At 67.7% G+C, this 13,861-nt stretch carries 12 protein-coding genes; 6 read left to right on the top strand and 6 right to left on the bottom strand.

The features are described 5' to 3' along the window. The first annotated feature begins 121 nt into the window (after positions 1-121). On the top strand, positions 122-2,749 hold the full coding sequence (gene topA / locus V8J38_RS07745; protein WP_338578530.1) for a type I DNA topoisomerase: 2,628 nt from the start codon (positions 122-124) through the stop codon (positions 2,747-2,749). 40 nt (positions 2,750-2,789) lie between these two features. Here the strand turns inward: topA and V8J38_RS07740 are convergent, their stop codons facing one another. Then, entirely contained in the window at positions 2,790-3,158 is a 369-nt protein-coding gene (locus V8J38_RS07740; RefSeq protein ID WP_338578529.1) for a hypothetical protein, read from the bottom strand. Between the two features lie 223 nt (positions 3,159-3,381). Between V8J38_RS07740 and V8J38_RS07735 the strand changes: the two genes are divergently transcribed. The 3 genes from V8J38_RS07735 to V8J38_RS07725 all read left to right on the top strand — a co-directional run bounded on the left by V8J38_RS07735 (position 3,382) and on the right by V8J38_RS07725 (position 6,872). After that, positions 3,382-4,842 carry a DEAD/DEAH box helicase gene (locus V8J38_RS07735; protein ID WP_338578528.1) on the top strand — a complete coding sequence of 487 codons (1,461 nt, stop codon included), beginning with the start codon at positions 3,382-3,384 and terminating at the stop codon, positions 4,840-4,842. 80 nt (positions 4,843-4,922) lie between these two features. Next, the gene (locus V8J38_RS07730) at positions 4,923-5,981 is read left to right on the top strand and encodes a GGDEF domain-containing protein (RefSeq protein WP_312218106.1); all 1,059 of its coding nucleotides are present in this window, start codon (positions 4,923-4,925) and stop codon (positions 5,979-5,981) included. Between the two features lie 171 nt (positions 5,982-6,152). After that, positions 6,153-6,872, top strand: a complete 720-nt coding sequence (locus V8J38_RS07725) for a LamG domain-containing protein (protein ID WP_338578527.1) — start codon at positions 6,153-6,155, stop codon at positions 6,870-6,872. 4 nt (positions 6,873-6,876) lie between these two features. Here the strand turns inward: V8J38_RS07725 and V8J38_RS07720 are convergent, their stop codons facing one another. The 4 genes from V8J38_RS07720 to tpiA form a co-directional block, all read right to left on the bottom strand. After that, a complete protein-coding gene (locus V8J38_RS07720) occupies positions 6,877-7,005 on the bottom strand; it encodes a hypothetical protein (protein WP_291774648.1) in 129 nt (42 codons plus the stop codon). Positions 7,006-7,074: 69 nt separating this feature from the next. After that, a complete protein-coding gene (locus V8J38_RS07715; RefSeq protein WP_338578526.1) occupies positions 7,075-8,727 on the bottom strand; it encodes a CTP synthase in 1,653 nt (550 codons plus the stop codon). A 121-nt stretch (positions 8,728-8,848) separates the two neighbouring features. Then, positions 8,849-9,253, bottom strand: coding sequence for a preprotein translocase subunit SecG (gene secG / locus V8J38_RS07710; RefSeq protein ID WP_312218110.1), 405 nt, complete (start codon positions 9,251-9,253; stop codon positions 8,849-8,851). A gap of 85 nt (positions 9,254-9,338) precedes the next feature. Next, on the bottom strand, positions 9,339-10,088 hold the full coding sequence (gene tpiA, locus V8J38_RS07705) for a triose-phosphate isomerase (RefSeq protein ID WP_338578525.1): 750 nt from the start codon (positions 10,086-10,088) through the stop codon (positions 9,339-9,341). 131 nt (positions 10,089-10,219) lie between these two features. On the opposite strand from tpiA, the gene V8J38_RS07700 reads away from it, so the two are divergent. After that, complete coding sequence (locus V8J38_RS07700) at positions 10,220-12,148, top strand: peptidylprolyl isomerase (RefSeq protein WP_338578524.1); 1,929 nt, start codon at positions 10,220-10,222, stop codon at positions 12,146-12,148. Continuing rightward, positions 12,148-13,665: an anthranilate synthase component I gene (gene trpE / locus V8J38_RS07695; protein ID WP_338578523.1), complete on the top strand. Its 1,518-nt coding sequence runs from the start codon at positions 12,148-12,150 to the stop codon at positions 13,663-13,665. The genes V8J38_RS07700 and trpE overlap by 1 nt, the downstream gene beginning before the upstream one ends. On the opposite strand, the gene V8J38_RS07690 is transcribed toward trpE, so the two are convergent. Further along, on the bottom strand, positions 13,662-13,850 hold the full coding sequence (locus V8J38_RS07690) for a hypothetical protein (protein WP_312218114.1): 189 nt from the start codon (positions 13,848-13,850) through the stop codon (positions 13,662-13,664). The two genes, trpE and V8J38_RS07690, sit on opposite strands and share 4 nt — an antisense overlap. Positions 13,851-13,861: the final 11 nt, after the last annotated feature.

The raw sequence follows: 13,861 nt of genomic DNA, 5'->3' as shown, positions 1-13,861 counted from the left end.
CACAACTTAAGGTATCTTGTAAACTCACGTTACCCGGAATGGTTGCCCATCTTCAACGCGCCGATTGACTTCCGCGCCCGCCGCAACCACGTTCGCGCCCCGTTTTCCCCGATAGAGCGCCATGAATCTCGTCATCGTCGAGAGCCCCGCCAAGGCCAAGACCATCAATAAGTACCTGGGCTCGGACTATAAGGTTCTGGCTTCCTACGGCCACGTCCGCGACCTGCCGTCCAAGGACGGCTCCGTCCTGCCTGACGATGACTTCGCCATGCACTGGGAGGTCGACGCCAAGGCCTCCAAACGCCTGTCGGAGATCGCCGAGGCCGCCAAGGCCTCCGACCGCGTCATCCTGGCCACCGACCCCGACCGTGAGGGCGAGGCGATCAGCTGGCACGTTCTGGAAATCCTGAACAAGAAGAAGGCGCTGAAGGACAAGGACGTCCAGCGCGTCACCTTCAACGCCATCACCAAGTCGGCCGTGCTGGAGGCCATGGCCAACCCGCGCCAGCTGGATATGGAGCTGGTGGACGCCTATCTGGCGCGCCGGGCGCTGGACTATCTGGTAGGCTTCAACCTGTCGCCGGTGCTGTGGCGCAAGCTGCCGGGCGCACGCTCGGCCGGGCGTGTCCAATCGGTCGCCCTGCGCATCGTCGTCGACCGCGAGATGGAGATCGAGCGGTTCAAGGCTCAGGAATACTGGTCGATCGAGGCCGATCTGATCGCCGACAGCCCGCCCTTCACCGCCCGTCTGGTCAAGCACGAAGGCAAGCGCGTCCAGCGTCTGGACATCGTGTCCGAGGCCATGGCCATGGCGGCGCGCGAAGCCGTCCATAGCGGCGACTTCACCATCAAATCGGTCGAGAAGAAGCCGGCCAAACGGTCCCCCGCCCCGCCCTTCACCACCTCGACCCTGCAACAGGAAGCCGCGCGCAAGCTGGGCTTCACCGCCCAGCGCACCATGCAGGCGGCGCAGAAGCTGTATGAAGGCGTCGACGATACCGGCGGCCTGATCACCTATATGCGGACCGACGGCGTCTATGTGACGCCCGAGGGCATCGCCCAGGCGCGCGAGGCCATCGGCCAGCGCTTCGGCCCCGCCTATGTCCCGGCCGAGCCGCGCTACTACAAGACCAAGGCCAAGAACGCCCAGGAAGCGCACGAGGCCATTCGTCCGACCAACATCCTGCGCAGCCCCGACACCCTGCGGCTCGATAGCGATCTGCAGCGGCTGTATGAGCTGATCTGGAAGCGGATGATCGCCTCGCAGATGGAATCGGCGCGTCTGGACCGCACCACGGTCGAGATCGAGACGCCCGACGGCCAGACGGGCCTTCGCGCCACCGGCCAGGTCGTGGTCTTCGACGGCTTCATCGCCGCCTATGAAGAAGGCCGCGACGACAGGCAGAAAGGCGCTGAGGACGAGGACGACGAAGGCGGCCGCCTGCCTGCGCTGAAGGAAGGCGCCAAGGCCAAGGTCGAGGCGATCCGCACCGACCAGCACTTCACCGAGCCGCCGCCGCGCTTCTCGGAAGCCACCCTGGTCAAGAAGCTGGAAGAACTGGGCATCGGCCGCCCGTCGACCTACGCCTCCATCCTGACGACCCTGCGCGACCGCGAATACGTCCGCATGGACAAGAACCGCTTCTTCCCTGAGGACAAGGGACGGCTGGTCACGGCCTTCCTCGAGCAGTTCTTCGCCAAATGGGTCGAGTACGACTTCACCGCCGCGCTGGAGACCCAGCTGGACGAGGTGTCGGCGGGCGATCTGGACTGGAAGACCCTGCTGCGCCGCTTCTGGCAGGACTTCCACGCCGCGACCCAGGCCGCAGGCGAACTGCGCACCACGGCCATCCTGGATCACCTGAACGAGGCGCTGGGCCCGCACATCTTCCCCGACAAGGGCGACGGTTCGGACCCGCGCGAATGCCCCCTGTGCCATCAGGGGCAACTGAGCCTGAAGACCAGCCGCTTCGGCGCCTTCATCGGCTGCTCGCGCTATCCGGAGTGCAAATACACCCGCCCGGTGGCCTCGCCTGACGCGGCCGACGGCGGCGCGGAGAGCGGCGATCGCGAACTGGGCGTCGATCCGGCGACCGGCCAGCCCGTGCATCTGAAGATCGGCCGCTTCGGCCCCTATGTCGAAACCACGCCGCCGGATGCGGACAAGCCCAAGCGCTCGTCCCTGCCCAAGGGCTGGTCCCCGGCATCGATCGATCTGGAGAAGGCGCTGCGCCTGCTCAGCCTGCCGCGCGACGTGGGTCCGCACCCCGAAGACGGCAAGATGATCACCGCCAGCCTGGGCCGCTACGGGCCGTTCGTGGCGCACGCGGGCACCTACGCCAACGTCGCGGACATCGAAGAGGTGTTCGACGTCGGCCTGAACCGCGCGGTCGCCCTGCTGGCCGAAAAGCGTGCGGGTCGTGCAGGCCGCGCCTCGGCCGCCGCGCCGCTGAAGGAGCTGGGCGCCCACCCGGAAACGGGCGAGGCCGTTCAGGTCATGGCCGGGCGCTACGGCCCCTACGTCAAGTCGGGCAAGATCAACGCCACCCTGCCGAAGGGCACGGCGCCCGAAGACATGACGATGGAGGCCGCCCTGCCCTTGCTGGCCGCCAAGGCCGGCGCCGCGCCGAAGAAGAAGGCGCCCGCCAAGAAGGCCGCTGCGAAAAAGCCCGCGGCGAAGAAGGAGCCTGCGGCCAAGAAACCGGCTGCAACGAAGGCTCCCGCCAAGAAGGCTGCGGAAGCCGAATAAGACGAAACGCCCTCGTTCTCACGAACGGGGGCGTTTTTTCTTACCGCCCTGCAATCAGCTCGTTGCGGACGCGGCGTCCCAGAGGGTCGCGTCCGGGCCAGCTCTCGCCCACCGAAGCGTCGACCAGGGGCGTGCAGAAGCGTGACAGAATCATGCGCGGACGAATCCCGTTCAGACACACCTTGTCGCCCTCGCGCGCCCAGCGGGCGGTCAGGCGGCGTCCATCTGAAAACAGGGCGCTATAGGCGCCGTCGCGGTCGAACCAGTGTTTCACCCAGTTCCCGTCGGCATAGTAGGAAACGACGGTATTGCCGAACGCCGCGCTCATGGCGTCCGCCTCGCGGCCGCTGGACGCCCAGGCGCTTGTCGGCGCAGCCAGCATCACCGCGATCCATACGGCTACGCGCATTCGGCGTCCCTCTCCCAGTCCCGACGCGGGACCATACAGGCCGAAACGCTGGCGCCAAGCGGGCTGTTCCGAACAGAAATACTTGACTGAGGCGTAGGGCCTTCCATATACGGCCGCAGGCTCGGAACAGGACTGGCGATGCGCGCCGCCCGCTCGCCCACGAGGGGCGGTTCCGTCAGCTGAAGGCGTTTGCGAACGCTATCCTCCGTCCCTTCAGGACTGCATGACTGAATTCTCCAAGCTGGGCCTTTCGCCCACGACCCTTCAGGCGGTCGCCGATACCGGCTACACGACCGCCACGCCGATCCAGGAACAAGCCATTCCGGTGGCCCTGGCCGGACGCGACGTCCTCGGCATCGCCCAGACCGGCACCGGCAAGACGGCCGCCTTCACCCTGCCCATGGTCGATCGCCTGGCCTCGGGCCGCGCGCGCGCCCGGATGCCGCGCGCCGTGGTGCTGGCGCCGACCCGCGAACTGGCCGACCAGGTCGCCGAAAGCTTCGCCAAATACGCCAAGGGCACGCGCCTGAACTGGGTGCTGCTGATCGGCGGCGTCTCCATGGGCGACCAGGTCGCCGCCTTGAACAAGGGCGTGGACGTTCTGATCGCCACGCCGGGCCGTCTGCTGGACCTGTTCGATCGCGGCAAGATGCTGCTGACCGGCGTCGAGATGATGGTGGTCGACGAAGCCGACCGGATGCTGGACATGGGCTTCATCCCGGACATCGAGCGCATCTTCAAGCTGACGCCGCCGCGCCGCCAGACCCTGTTCTTCTCGGCCACCATGCCGCCGGAGATCACGCGCCTGACCCAGCAATTCCTCAAGGATCCGACCCGGATCGAGGTGGCGCGCCCGGCCACGACCGCCGACACAATCACCCAGCACATCACCCGCCTGCCGACCTCGGACCCCAAGGCCAAGCGCACCGCCCTGCGCGCCCTGGTCGAGCGCGGCGAGGTCCAGAACGGCATCGTCTTCTGCAACCGCAAGTCCGAAGTCGACATCGTCGCCAAGTCGCTTCAGGTCCACGGCTTCAACGCCGCGCCGATCCACGGCGACCTGGACCAGTCGTTGCGGATGAAGACCCTGTCCGATTTCCGCAGCGGCGAGCTGAAGCTGCTGGTCGCGTCCGACGTCGCCGCGCGCGGCCTGGACATCCCGGCCGTCAGCCACGTCTTCAACTATGACGTTCCGCACCACGCCGACGACTATGTCCACCGCATCGGCCGCACCGGGCGCGCCGGACGCCTGGGCGAGGCCTTCATGATCGTGACGCCCGCCGACGACAAGTCGTTGGACAAGGTGCTGAAGCTGATCAAGAAGGAGCCGGTCGAACTGCCGCTGGACGACATCGACTTCGCCTCGATCAAGGACCGCCCGCGCGACGACAGCCGCTCCAGCCGCGGCCGTGGGCGCGGCGAGCGCAGCGAACGCAGCCGCTCGCGCAAGTCGCTGGAGGCCGCGCCGGTCGAGGCCGTCGAGGTCAGCGAGATTCCCGCTGCGCCCGAGACGTCGACGCCGCAAGCCGGCGAAGCGCCGCGCCGTTCGCGCAGCCGCAAGAAATCCGAAGATCGCTCTCCCGCCGCCCAGACTGTCTCTAAACCCGCCGAGACTGTTCGCGGCAGCGCCTTTGGTGACGACGTGCCGGCCTTCCTGCGACGACCGGTCGTTTTTGCTGACTGACAGCCAGTTCCTAGTTTAACCCTGCGTTACGGAAGGCCGAGCTAACGTTCCGGCCTGAACTTCCCAGGGGCGCTCAAGGCATGGCCACTCAGGTCGACACCACGGTCCGCAGTCCGGAAGCCTATGCCCTGGCGCGCCGGGCGGTGGACGCCATGCAGGCGGCGGCGGTCTGGCCGACGCCGTTGAATTTCGAACTCTGGCTGCACTACCTCAGCGCGCCTGACAGCCCGCTGAGCCAGGAAATGGCGCGCCTGCTGTCCAGCGGCGCGCCGTTCACCGACACCACGGCCGAGATGCTGGCAGCCGAGTTCCTGCCGCGTAGCCGCCTCTCGGAAGAGATTCGTGACGCCGGCGTCGTCCTGAACCGCGAACTGGCGGCGGTGGCCGCAGCCATCGACAAGGCGCGCGAGAGCCAGGCCGACTATGGCGACACCCTGGCCCAGGCGGCCGACCGCATGGCCTCGGCGCCCGACACCGACAGCCTGGGCGTCATCGTCTCCTCGCTCAGCGACGCCACGCGGCGAATCCGTCGTCATACTTCGGCGCTGGAACGTCGTCTGGAATCTTCCAATCGCGAGGTCGTCAAGCTGCGCGACCACCTGGAGCAGGTCCGTCGCGACGCCATGACCGACGCCCTGACCAACTTGGCCAACCGCAAGGCGTTCGACGAACAACTGCAGCGCATGTGCGACGAGGCCGAGAGCGACGCGACCCCGATCGGACTGGCCCTGATCGACATCGACCACTTCAAGCGGTTCAACGACACCTGGGGCCATCAGACCGGCGATCAGGTGCTGCGCTATGTGGCCAGCGTCCTGGGCCGTATCGCGCGGGCGCCGCGCATCGCCGCCCGCTATGGCGGCGAAGAATTCGCCGTCATCTTCCCGCGCGAGACGGCGGGCGCGATCGAGGCCGCGCTGAACGCCGCCCGCGAAGAGATCGCTTCACGCAGCCTGCGCCGCCGTTCGACCAACGACGACCTGGGCGCCGTGACCATTTCCGTCGGCTTCGCGCTGCGCCGCTCCGGCGAAGCGGCGTCCCAGTTCCTGGAGCGCGCCGACGAGGCCCTCTACGCCTCCAAGCGGACGGGTCGCAACCGGGTCACCAACGCTGAGGCGGTCGCTTCCGCCGCCGCCTAAGCGGTTCCAGCAAACCCGTTTCCGCGCGAGCGCTCCCGCAGACGACCTCTGAGTCGCCCATCACAGCCGAATCGATCTTGACCGCGCCGGTGCGGCCGTCAGGATCGCGTCGACGCCCTTCCGGTCCGGTAGAGCGAACAGAATGGCCACCGGTGTCATAGGAGTTCCGAAATGCGCGCGCCCTTCTTGCCGACCCGTCGTCTGACGCTGATGGGCGGTCTGGCCCTGACCACGGCGGCGTGCGCCTCCTCTCCGGGTCGCGCGACGCTCCGCTCGCCTGCTGATCTTTGGACCTTCGACCGGCTGGACGAGATCGGCGGACACGCCGTCAAGGCGGAGGGCGGCCCCCGCCTGACGGATTCGCCCTGGGGTCAGGCCGCGTCCTTCGACGGCGTCGACGACGCTCTTTTCATCGAGAACCATCCCCTGGCCGGGGCGTCGCGCTTCACCTTCGAAGCCCTGTTTCGCCCCGACGGCGGGGCGCATGAGCAGCGCTGGTTCCACCTTCAGGAAACCCCGCCTCCTGACGCCGGACCCGACTGGCCCGGCACCCGCTTTCTGTTTGAAATCAGGGTCTTCGGCGAGCAATGGTGCCTGGACGCCTTCACCAAGGGGCCCGGCTACAATCACACCTTGATCTTCCCGGACAAATTGCACCCCGTCGGCGCCTGGGCTCACGTCGCTCAAACCTTCGACGGCGCGACCTACCGCAGCTACGTCAACGGCCGACTGGAAGGCGAGGCGCCGCTGGCCTTCAAGCCACAGGGCCCCGGAGCGTCCTCGATCGGATGTCGGTTCAATCGGGTCAACTACTTCAACGGCGCGGTGAGGGCGGCCGCCTTCTCTCGCTCCGCCTTGACGCCCGATCAGTTCGTCCTGCCGCGCCCCTGAAGGTCTAAGCGCTGAACAGAAGGCGCAGAAGGCTGCGAAAGATCAGGCCAAGCGTCATCACGCCGACCGTCGCGCCGACCAGAAACACCAGGCGGAAATGCCGGTGCAGAAAGTAGAGAATCTCGCCTGCCATCTGCGTCGCCCAAAAGGTTAACAACATGATGACACACGGTTAGGCGAACGCCCCAACAAGGATTCGTGATCAGACCAGCCGGCTCTGCACCAGGGCCGCCGCGATGAAGCTGGCGAACAGCGGATGCGGGGCGAAGGGGCGGCTGCGGTATTCCGGGTGGTACTGGACGCCGATGAACCAGGGGTGGTCCCGGCGCTCGACCGTTTCCGGCAGGACGCCGTCCGGCGACATGCCGGCGAAGAACAGCCCGCCCTTCTGCTCCACCGCCTCGCGGTAGTTGATGTTCACCTCATAGCGGTGTCGGTGGCGTTCGTTGATGTCGGTCTGACCATAGATCTCGGCGATCTTGGAGCCCGGCGCCAGGGTCGAGGCGTAGGCGCCCAGACGCATGGTGCCGCCCAGATCGCCGCCATGCTCGCGCTTGACGCGCTCATTGCCCTGGACCCACTCGGTCATCAGGCCGACCACGGGTTCATCCGCCGGGCCGAACTCGGTCGAGGTCGCCTTGGGGAAGCCCGCCAGGTTTCGCGCCGCCTCGATCACCGCCATCTGCATGCCGAAGCAGATTCCGAAATAGGGAATCTTGCGCTCGCGGGCGTAGCGCGCCGCCTCGATCTTGCCCTCCGCCCCACGCTCGCCGAAGCCGCCGGGCACGAGGATGGCGTGGGCGCCTTCCAGACGTTCGGCGCAGGCCTGCGGGTCGCCTTCGAAGGTGTCGGCCTCGACCCAGTCGATATTGACCTTGGCGTTGTTGGCGACGCCGCCGTGCTGCAGCGCCTCGATCAATGACTTATAGGCGTCCTTCAGCACAGTGTATTTGCCGACCACGGCGATGGTGACCTCGCCGTCCGGATGCAGGCGACGACGCACGATCTCGTTCCAGCCGGACAACTCCGGCGCCGGCGCATCATCCAGGCCGAAGTGGGCCAGCACCTGGGTGTCCAGACCCTCGCGGTGATAATCCAGCGGCACGGCGTAGATGTCGGCCGAGTCCATCGCCTGAATAACGCTGTCGGGGCGGACGTTGCAGAACTGGGCGATCTTGCGCTTCTCGTCGGCCGGGATCGGCGCCTCGCACCGGCACAGCAGGATATCGGGCTGGATGCCGATGGAGCGCAGCTCCTTGACCGAGTGCTGCGTCGGCTTGGTCTTCATCTCGCCGGCGGTCTTGATGAAGGGCAGCAGAGTCAGATGGACGAAGCACGACTGGCCCCGCGGCAGGTCCTGCTCCAGCTGGCGGATCGCCTCGAAGAAGGGCAGGCCCTCGATGTCGCCGACGGTGCCGCCGATTTCGACCAGGACGAAGTCCACATCCTCGCCCGCATCGGTCTTGGCCGGGTTGAGGCAGAACTGCTTGATCTGGTCGGTGACGTGCGGGATCACCTGGACGGTCGCGCCCAGATAGTCGCCGCGACGCTCCTTCTCGATGATCGTCTGATAGATGCGGCCGGTCGTGATGTTGTCCGACTTGGCCGCCGAGACGCCGGTGAAGCGCTCATAGTGGCCCAGGTCGAGGTCCGTCTCGGCGCCGTCGTCGGTCACGAAGACCTCGCCGTGCTGATAGGGGCTCATCGTGCCCGGATCGACGTTGAGATAAGGGTCCAGCTTACGCAGGCGGACCTTGTAGCCGCGCGCCTGCAGAAGAGCGCCGAGAGCGGCGGAAGCGAGGCCTTTTCCAAGAGAGGAAACCACGCCGCCGGTGATGAACACATAGCGAGCCATGGGCGGACACCTTACTCCATGATTCGTCCGGAGCGGAGAGGCCCTGAACGAATCCAACTGTTGATCAAAAGAAGAAAGCGCGCCTCGCGGCGCGCTTCCCCAAACTCGGGCGGCGACGCCCTTACTGGGCGGGCGCGCCCTGGCCGGCCGGCAGGCTGGCTTCCAGATCGTCCAGCGACGGCGCGGCCGGAGCGGCCGGGGTCGCCGGCGCGGCTTCCGGAGCGGCCGGAGCCGTTTCTTGCGGCTGGTCCAGCGCGATCGAGCCGACGGCGTCAGCGTCGATCACCGACCGCGACCCGCGCGCATAGTTGCCCGCGATCGTCAGACCGATGGCGCAGACGAAGAAGGCCACCGCCAGGAATGACGTGGTGCGGGTCAGCAGATTGCCCGCGCCGCGCGCCGTCATGAAGCCCGAAGGACCGCCGCCCATGCCCAGGGCGCCGCCCTCGGAACGTTGCAGCAGGATCACGGCCGACAAGGCGACCGAGATGATGATCATCGCGACGAGCAGAATGGTCTGGAGCATGGCGTCATTCATGTGGGCGCAGAAACGCGCCGATCAAGCGGCCGCCTCTAACACCGTTGCGGGTTTCGAGCAAACTGTCAGGCGGTCAAACCGCGCGGATGATGCCCAGGAAGTCTTCGGCCTTCAGCGAGGCGCCGCCGACCAGGGCGCCGCCGACCTCGGCCACGGCCAGGATCTCGGCCGCGTTCGACGGCTTGACCGAGCCGCCGTACAGGATCGGCGCGGCGCGGCCGCCCTCCCCCAGCCTGGCGATCATGGCCGCGCGCACGGCGGCGTGGACCTCTTCGATCTGCTCCAGCGTCGGCGTCAGGCCGGTGCCGATGGCCCAGACGGGCTCATAGGCCACGGCGAAAGCCTTGCCCGCCAGCGAGACCGGCAGCGAACCGGCGACCTGACGGCTGACGACCTCGACCGCCTGCCCGGCTTCGCGTTCCTGAAGCGTCTCGCCAATGCAGATGATCGGCTCCAGCCCGGCAGCCAGGGCGGCCTCGACCTTGGCGGCGACGTCGGCGTCGGTCTCCCCGAAACCGGCGCGACGCTCGGAGTGGCCGAGAATCACCAGGCCGGCGCCCGCATCGCGGACCATCCCGGCCGAGACCGAGCCGGTATAGGCGCCCGACGCCTTGGCGTGGCAGTCCTGCCCGCCGATTTCGACGACGCCGCCCTTCAGCGTCTGGGCCATCCGAGCGATCAGGGTGGCGGGCGGACACAGGGCGACGCGGCAGGCCGCAGCCTGTTCCTTCAGCGCCTTTGCGAGGGTTTCAGCCTCGGCCAGGCTCTCGCCCAGGCCGTTCATTTTCCAGTTGCCGGCGACCAGCTTCACAGATTGTTTCATGCGGCCTGTCTAGTGGCGACGGTCGCGGAAGCCAAGATGTCGTCAAGCCTCACTTGCGGCGGCGGCCCCGCACCCCCTATACGCGACCCTTGGCGCCCTTTCGACGCCGGCCCTCGTCAGGTTCTTCTTAGATGATCACGCTCTTCCGCAACTTCGCCAAGTCGAAATGGGCCGCCGGCCTGTTCGCCCTGATCATCCTCAGCTTCCTGATCGTCGGCGCGCAATCCGACATCTTCGCCAACCTGGGGCCGCGCCATATCATCAGCGCCGGCGACCGCAGCGTCGATTCCAACCAGTTCCGCGCCGACTTCGAGCGCGTGCGCGCCAATCTGCAGGAGCAGGCCGGCCGCCCCGTCAGCTATGACGACATGGTCAAGGAGAACCTGCATCAGCAGTATCTCGACAGCCAGACCCAACGTCTCGGCTTCCTGGACTGGGCCTATAAGGCGGGCATCCGTCCGGGCAAGGAGCTGGTGCTGGCCGAGATCCGCAAGATTCCGGCCTTCTTCAACCAGATCACGGGCCAGTTCGACCAAGACCTCTACGTTCAGGCCCTGGCCCAGCAGAACCTGACCTCCGAAATGCTCGAGCAGGACCTGCGCGACCAGTACGTCACCTCGCACGTCGGCTCGGCCGTCTTCGCTGGCCTGCAGGCCCCGCGCGTCTACGCCGCCCTGCTGGCGGGTCAGGCGCTGGAAACCCGCGACGGCCGCTGGTTCTCGGTGACTCAGGACATGGCCGGCCGCGCGGGCGCGCCGACCGACGCCCAGCTGACCGCCTTCATGAAGGAGAACGAGGCGCGCCTGCGCAGCCCCGAGTTCCGCATGATCTCCCTGGTGCTGTTCACGCCCGGCCCGAACGATCCTCGCCCGACCGTCACCGAAGAGCAGATCAACGAGCGTTATGAGTTCCGCAAGGCCGCCCTGGCCGACCCGGAAAAGCGCACCTTCGTCACCCTGACGGTTCCGACCAAGGAAGCCGCCGACAAGATCGCCGCTGACCTGCGCGCCGGCAAGAACCCGGCTGAGGTCGCCAAGGCCAACAACATCCAGCTGGGCGACTACAAGGCCACGCCGCAGGCCGCCGTTGGCGACCCCGCGGTCGGCGCCGCCGTGTTCGGCCTGGCTGTCGACCAGGTCTCGGCGCCGATCCAGGGCCGCCTGGGCTTCACCGTCGCCAAGCTGGCCGCCATCCAGGCCGGTCAGGCCGTGACGCTGGAAAGCGCCCGCCCCGCCCTGACCCAGGAGCTGCAAGCCGAAGCGGTCAAGGCCGCGACCTACGCCAAGGTCGAGCAGTTCGAGAAGGCCCGCCAGGAAGGCAAGAACCTGGCCGACGCCGCCGCGGCCGCCAAGGCCCGCGTCATCCAGCTGCCGCCCTTCACCCAGCAGGGCCAACTGCCCGACGGCCAGCCGATGAACGCCCCGCGTCAGGTTCTGGAAAGCGCCTACGCCCTGTCCAAGGGCGGCGAGAGCGACGTCATCGACGCCGGAGACGGTCAGTATTTCGCCGTCCGCCTCGACGACATCCGCCCCTCGGCCCTGCCCACGCTGGAAGAAGTGCGCGGCCCGCTGGGTCAGCAGTGGACCCTGCGTGAAAACGCCCGCCTGCTGTCGGCCAAGGCCGAACAACTGGCCGGCCGCGTCCGCGCCGGCGAGGAAATCGCCAAGGTGGCCGCCGAGGCCGGCGCCCAGCTGACCGTCCGCACCGGCGTGCAGCAGAGCCGCGAGTCGCAGGCCCAGGTCGGCGACGGCGTGCTGCGCGGCCTGTTCGGCCAGAGCAAGGGTCAGGTCTTCTCCGACGCCCAGTCGCAGACCGCCTTCGTGGTCGGCCGCGTCGACGCCATCCACGCCGCCGATCCGGCCCTGGCCGCACCGCTGGCCGAGCAGGCTCGCCCGCGTCTGACCGAAGAGCTGGCCAACACCCTGGCCGACCGCACCATCGCCGCCGCCGCAGCACGCACCAGGTCGCGCAACGACCCGGCCGCCGCCCTGCAAGCTCTGGGCGTCGAGACTCCGGTCGCGGCGGCTCCGGCTACGGCGCCTGCTCCCGCCAAGAAGTAATGCTGCAAGAACGCGACGCCTTCATCGCCGATCTGTCGGCGGGCCGCCCTCAGGTTTTGGTCCGCCGCCTGGTTGATGACCTGGAGACCCCCGTCTCGGCCTTCCTTAAGGTCGGGCACGGGCGGCGCTACGCCAGCCTGTTCGAGTCGGTCGAAGGCGGCGCCGTCAACGGCCGCTATTCCTTCGTCACCCTGTCGCCGGACGTGGTCTGGCGCTGTCGCGACGGCAAGGCGGAGATTGCGCGCGGCGCCGACGTCCTGGCCGACGTCTTCACCCCGGACGACAGGCCCGCGCTGGAGTCCCTGCGCGCCCTGATCGCGGCGACGAAGTTCGAGTTGCCCGCCGACCTGCCCCCGATGGCCGCCGGTCTGTTCGGCGTCTTCGGCTATGATATGGTGCGTCTGCTGGAGCCGCTGGGTCCGGCCAACCCCGACCCTCTGGACCTGTCCGACGCCGTCATGGCGCGTCCGGCCCTGGTCGCCATCTTCGATTCGGTGAAGCACGAGATCGTCCTGATCTCCGCCGCCTATCCCGACACGGCGGCCGATCCGAGCCAAGCCTACGCCGCCGCCGAGGCCCGGTTGGAGGATTTCGAGGACCGCCTGCGCGGCCCCCTGCCGATCCAGCGCGAGGTCGAGCCGGTTCCCGCGCCCGACTTCCACTCCCCCGTCGATGAGGCCGCCTTCGGTCGCATGGTGGCGCGAGCCAAGGACTACATCGCCGCGGGCGACATCTTCCAGGTCGTGCTGGCGCACCGCTTCTCGGCCCCGTGGAGCCAGGATCCGTTCGCCTTCTATCGCTCGCTGCGGCGCGGCAACCCGTCGCCCTATCTGTTCTTCCTCGACTATGTGGATTTCCAACTGGCAGGCTCCAGCCCGGAAATCTTGGTCCGGCTGAAGGACGGGCGCGTCACCATCCGCCCGTTGGCGGGCACCCGTCCACGCGGCGCCACGCCCGACCAGGACAAGGCGCTGGAGGTCGAACTTCTGGCCGATCCCAAGGAACGGGCCGAGCATCTGATGCTGCTGGACCTGGGCCGCAACGACGTGGGCCGCGTCTCGACGCCCGGATCGGTCGAGGTCACGGAAAGCTTTGTGGTCGAGCGCTACAGCCAGGTCATGCACATCGTCTCCAACGTCAACGGCTCGGCCGATCCCAAGCTGGACGCGGTGGACACGCTTCTGGCCGCCCTGCCCGCCGGCACCCTGTCGGGCGCGCCCAAGGTGCGGGCGATGGAGGTCATCGACGAGCTTGAGACCGAAAAGCGAGGCGTCGGCTACGGCGGCGGCGTCGGCTACATCTCGGCCAATGGCGAGGCGGACATCTGCATCGTCCTGCGCACCGCCATGTTCGCGAAGGGCCAGATCTTCGTTCAGGCCGGCGCCGGCGTCGTCGCCGACAGCGATCCCGCTGCCGAATACGCTGAAACCCTGGCCAAGGCCCGGGCGCCGATGAAGGCCGCCGGCGAAGCTTGGCGATTCACCGCGACCACGCGCGGCCAGGGTTCCGACGGCTAGGGATTGGAAACCATGGCAGCCTGGTCAAATGATATGCCTGGGCCCACGACCATGGTCCCGGCCAAAAGAACCGCCGTCGTCGCGGCGAAGGCGGCCGCCGCCAGCAGGCGCAGCGGTTTGGGCTGTTCGCTCGGCGCCTCGTTCAACAAGGCGCGGGCGTCACGGATGCATTCTACAGGGGTCAAGACGGATTTCT

Source organism: Brevundimonas olei (assembly GCF_037055245.1).
GTDB classification, from domain to species: domain Bacteria; phylum Pseudomonadota; class Alphaproteobacteria; order Caulobacterales; family Caulobacteraceae; genus Brevundimonas; species Brevundimonas olei.
Note: the sequence above shows the minus strand (reverse complement) of the source record. Positions and strands in the feature narration are given on the sequence as shown.

Coding starts and splice junctions, on each gene's coding strand:
- topA (WP_338578530.1), top strand. CDS start 122: ATGAATCTCGTCATCGTCGAGAGCCCCGCCAAGGCCAAGACCATCAAT.
- V8J38_RS07740 (WP_338578529.1), bottom strand. CDS start 3,158: ATGCGCGTAGCCGTATGGATCGCGGTGATGCTGGCTGCGCCGACAAGC.
- V8J38_RS07735 (WP_338578528.1), top strand. CDS start 3,382: ATGACTGAATTCTCCAAGCTGGGCCTTTCGCCCACGACCCTTCAGGCG.
- V8J38_RS07730 (WP_312218106.1), top strand. CDS start 4,923: ATGGCCACTCAGGTCGACACCACGGTCCGCAGTCCGGAAGCCTATGCC.
- V8J38_RS07725 (WP_338578527.1), top strand. CDS start 6,153: ATGCGCGCGCCCTTCTTGCCGACCCGTCGTCTGACGCTGATGGGCGGT.
- V8J38_RS07720 (WP_291774648.1), bottom strand. CDS start 7,005: ATGGCAGGCGAGATTCTCTACTTTCTGCACCGGCATTTCCGCCTGGTG.
- V8J38_RS07715 (WP_338578526.1), bottom strand. CDS start 8,727: ATGGCTCGCTATGTGTTCATCACCGGCGGCGTGGTTTCCTCTCTTGGA.
- secG (WP_312218110.1), bottom strand. CDS start 9,253: ATGCTCCAGACCATTCTGCTCGTCGCGATGATCATCATCTCGGTCGCC.
- tpiA (WP_338578525.1), bottom strand. CDS start 10,088: ATGAAACAATCTGTGAAGCTGGTCGCCGGCAACTGGAAAATGAACGGC.
- V8J38_RS07700 (WP_338578524.1), top strand. CDS start 10,220: ATGATCACGCTCTTCCGCAACTTCGCCAAGTCGAAATGGGCCGCCGGC.
- trpE (WP_338578523.1), top strand. CDS start 12,148: ATGCTGCAAGAACGCGACGCCTTCATCGCCGATCTGTCGGCGGGCCGC.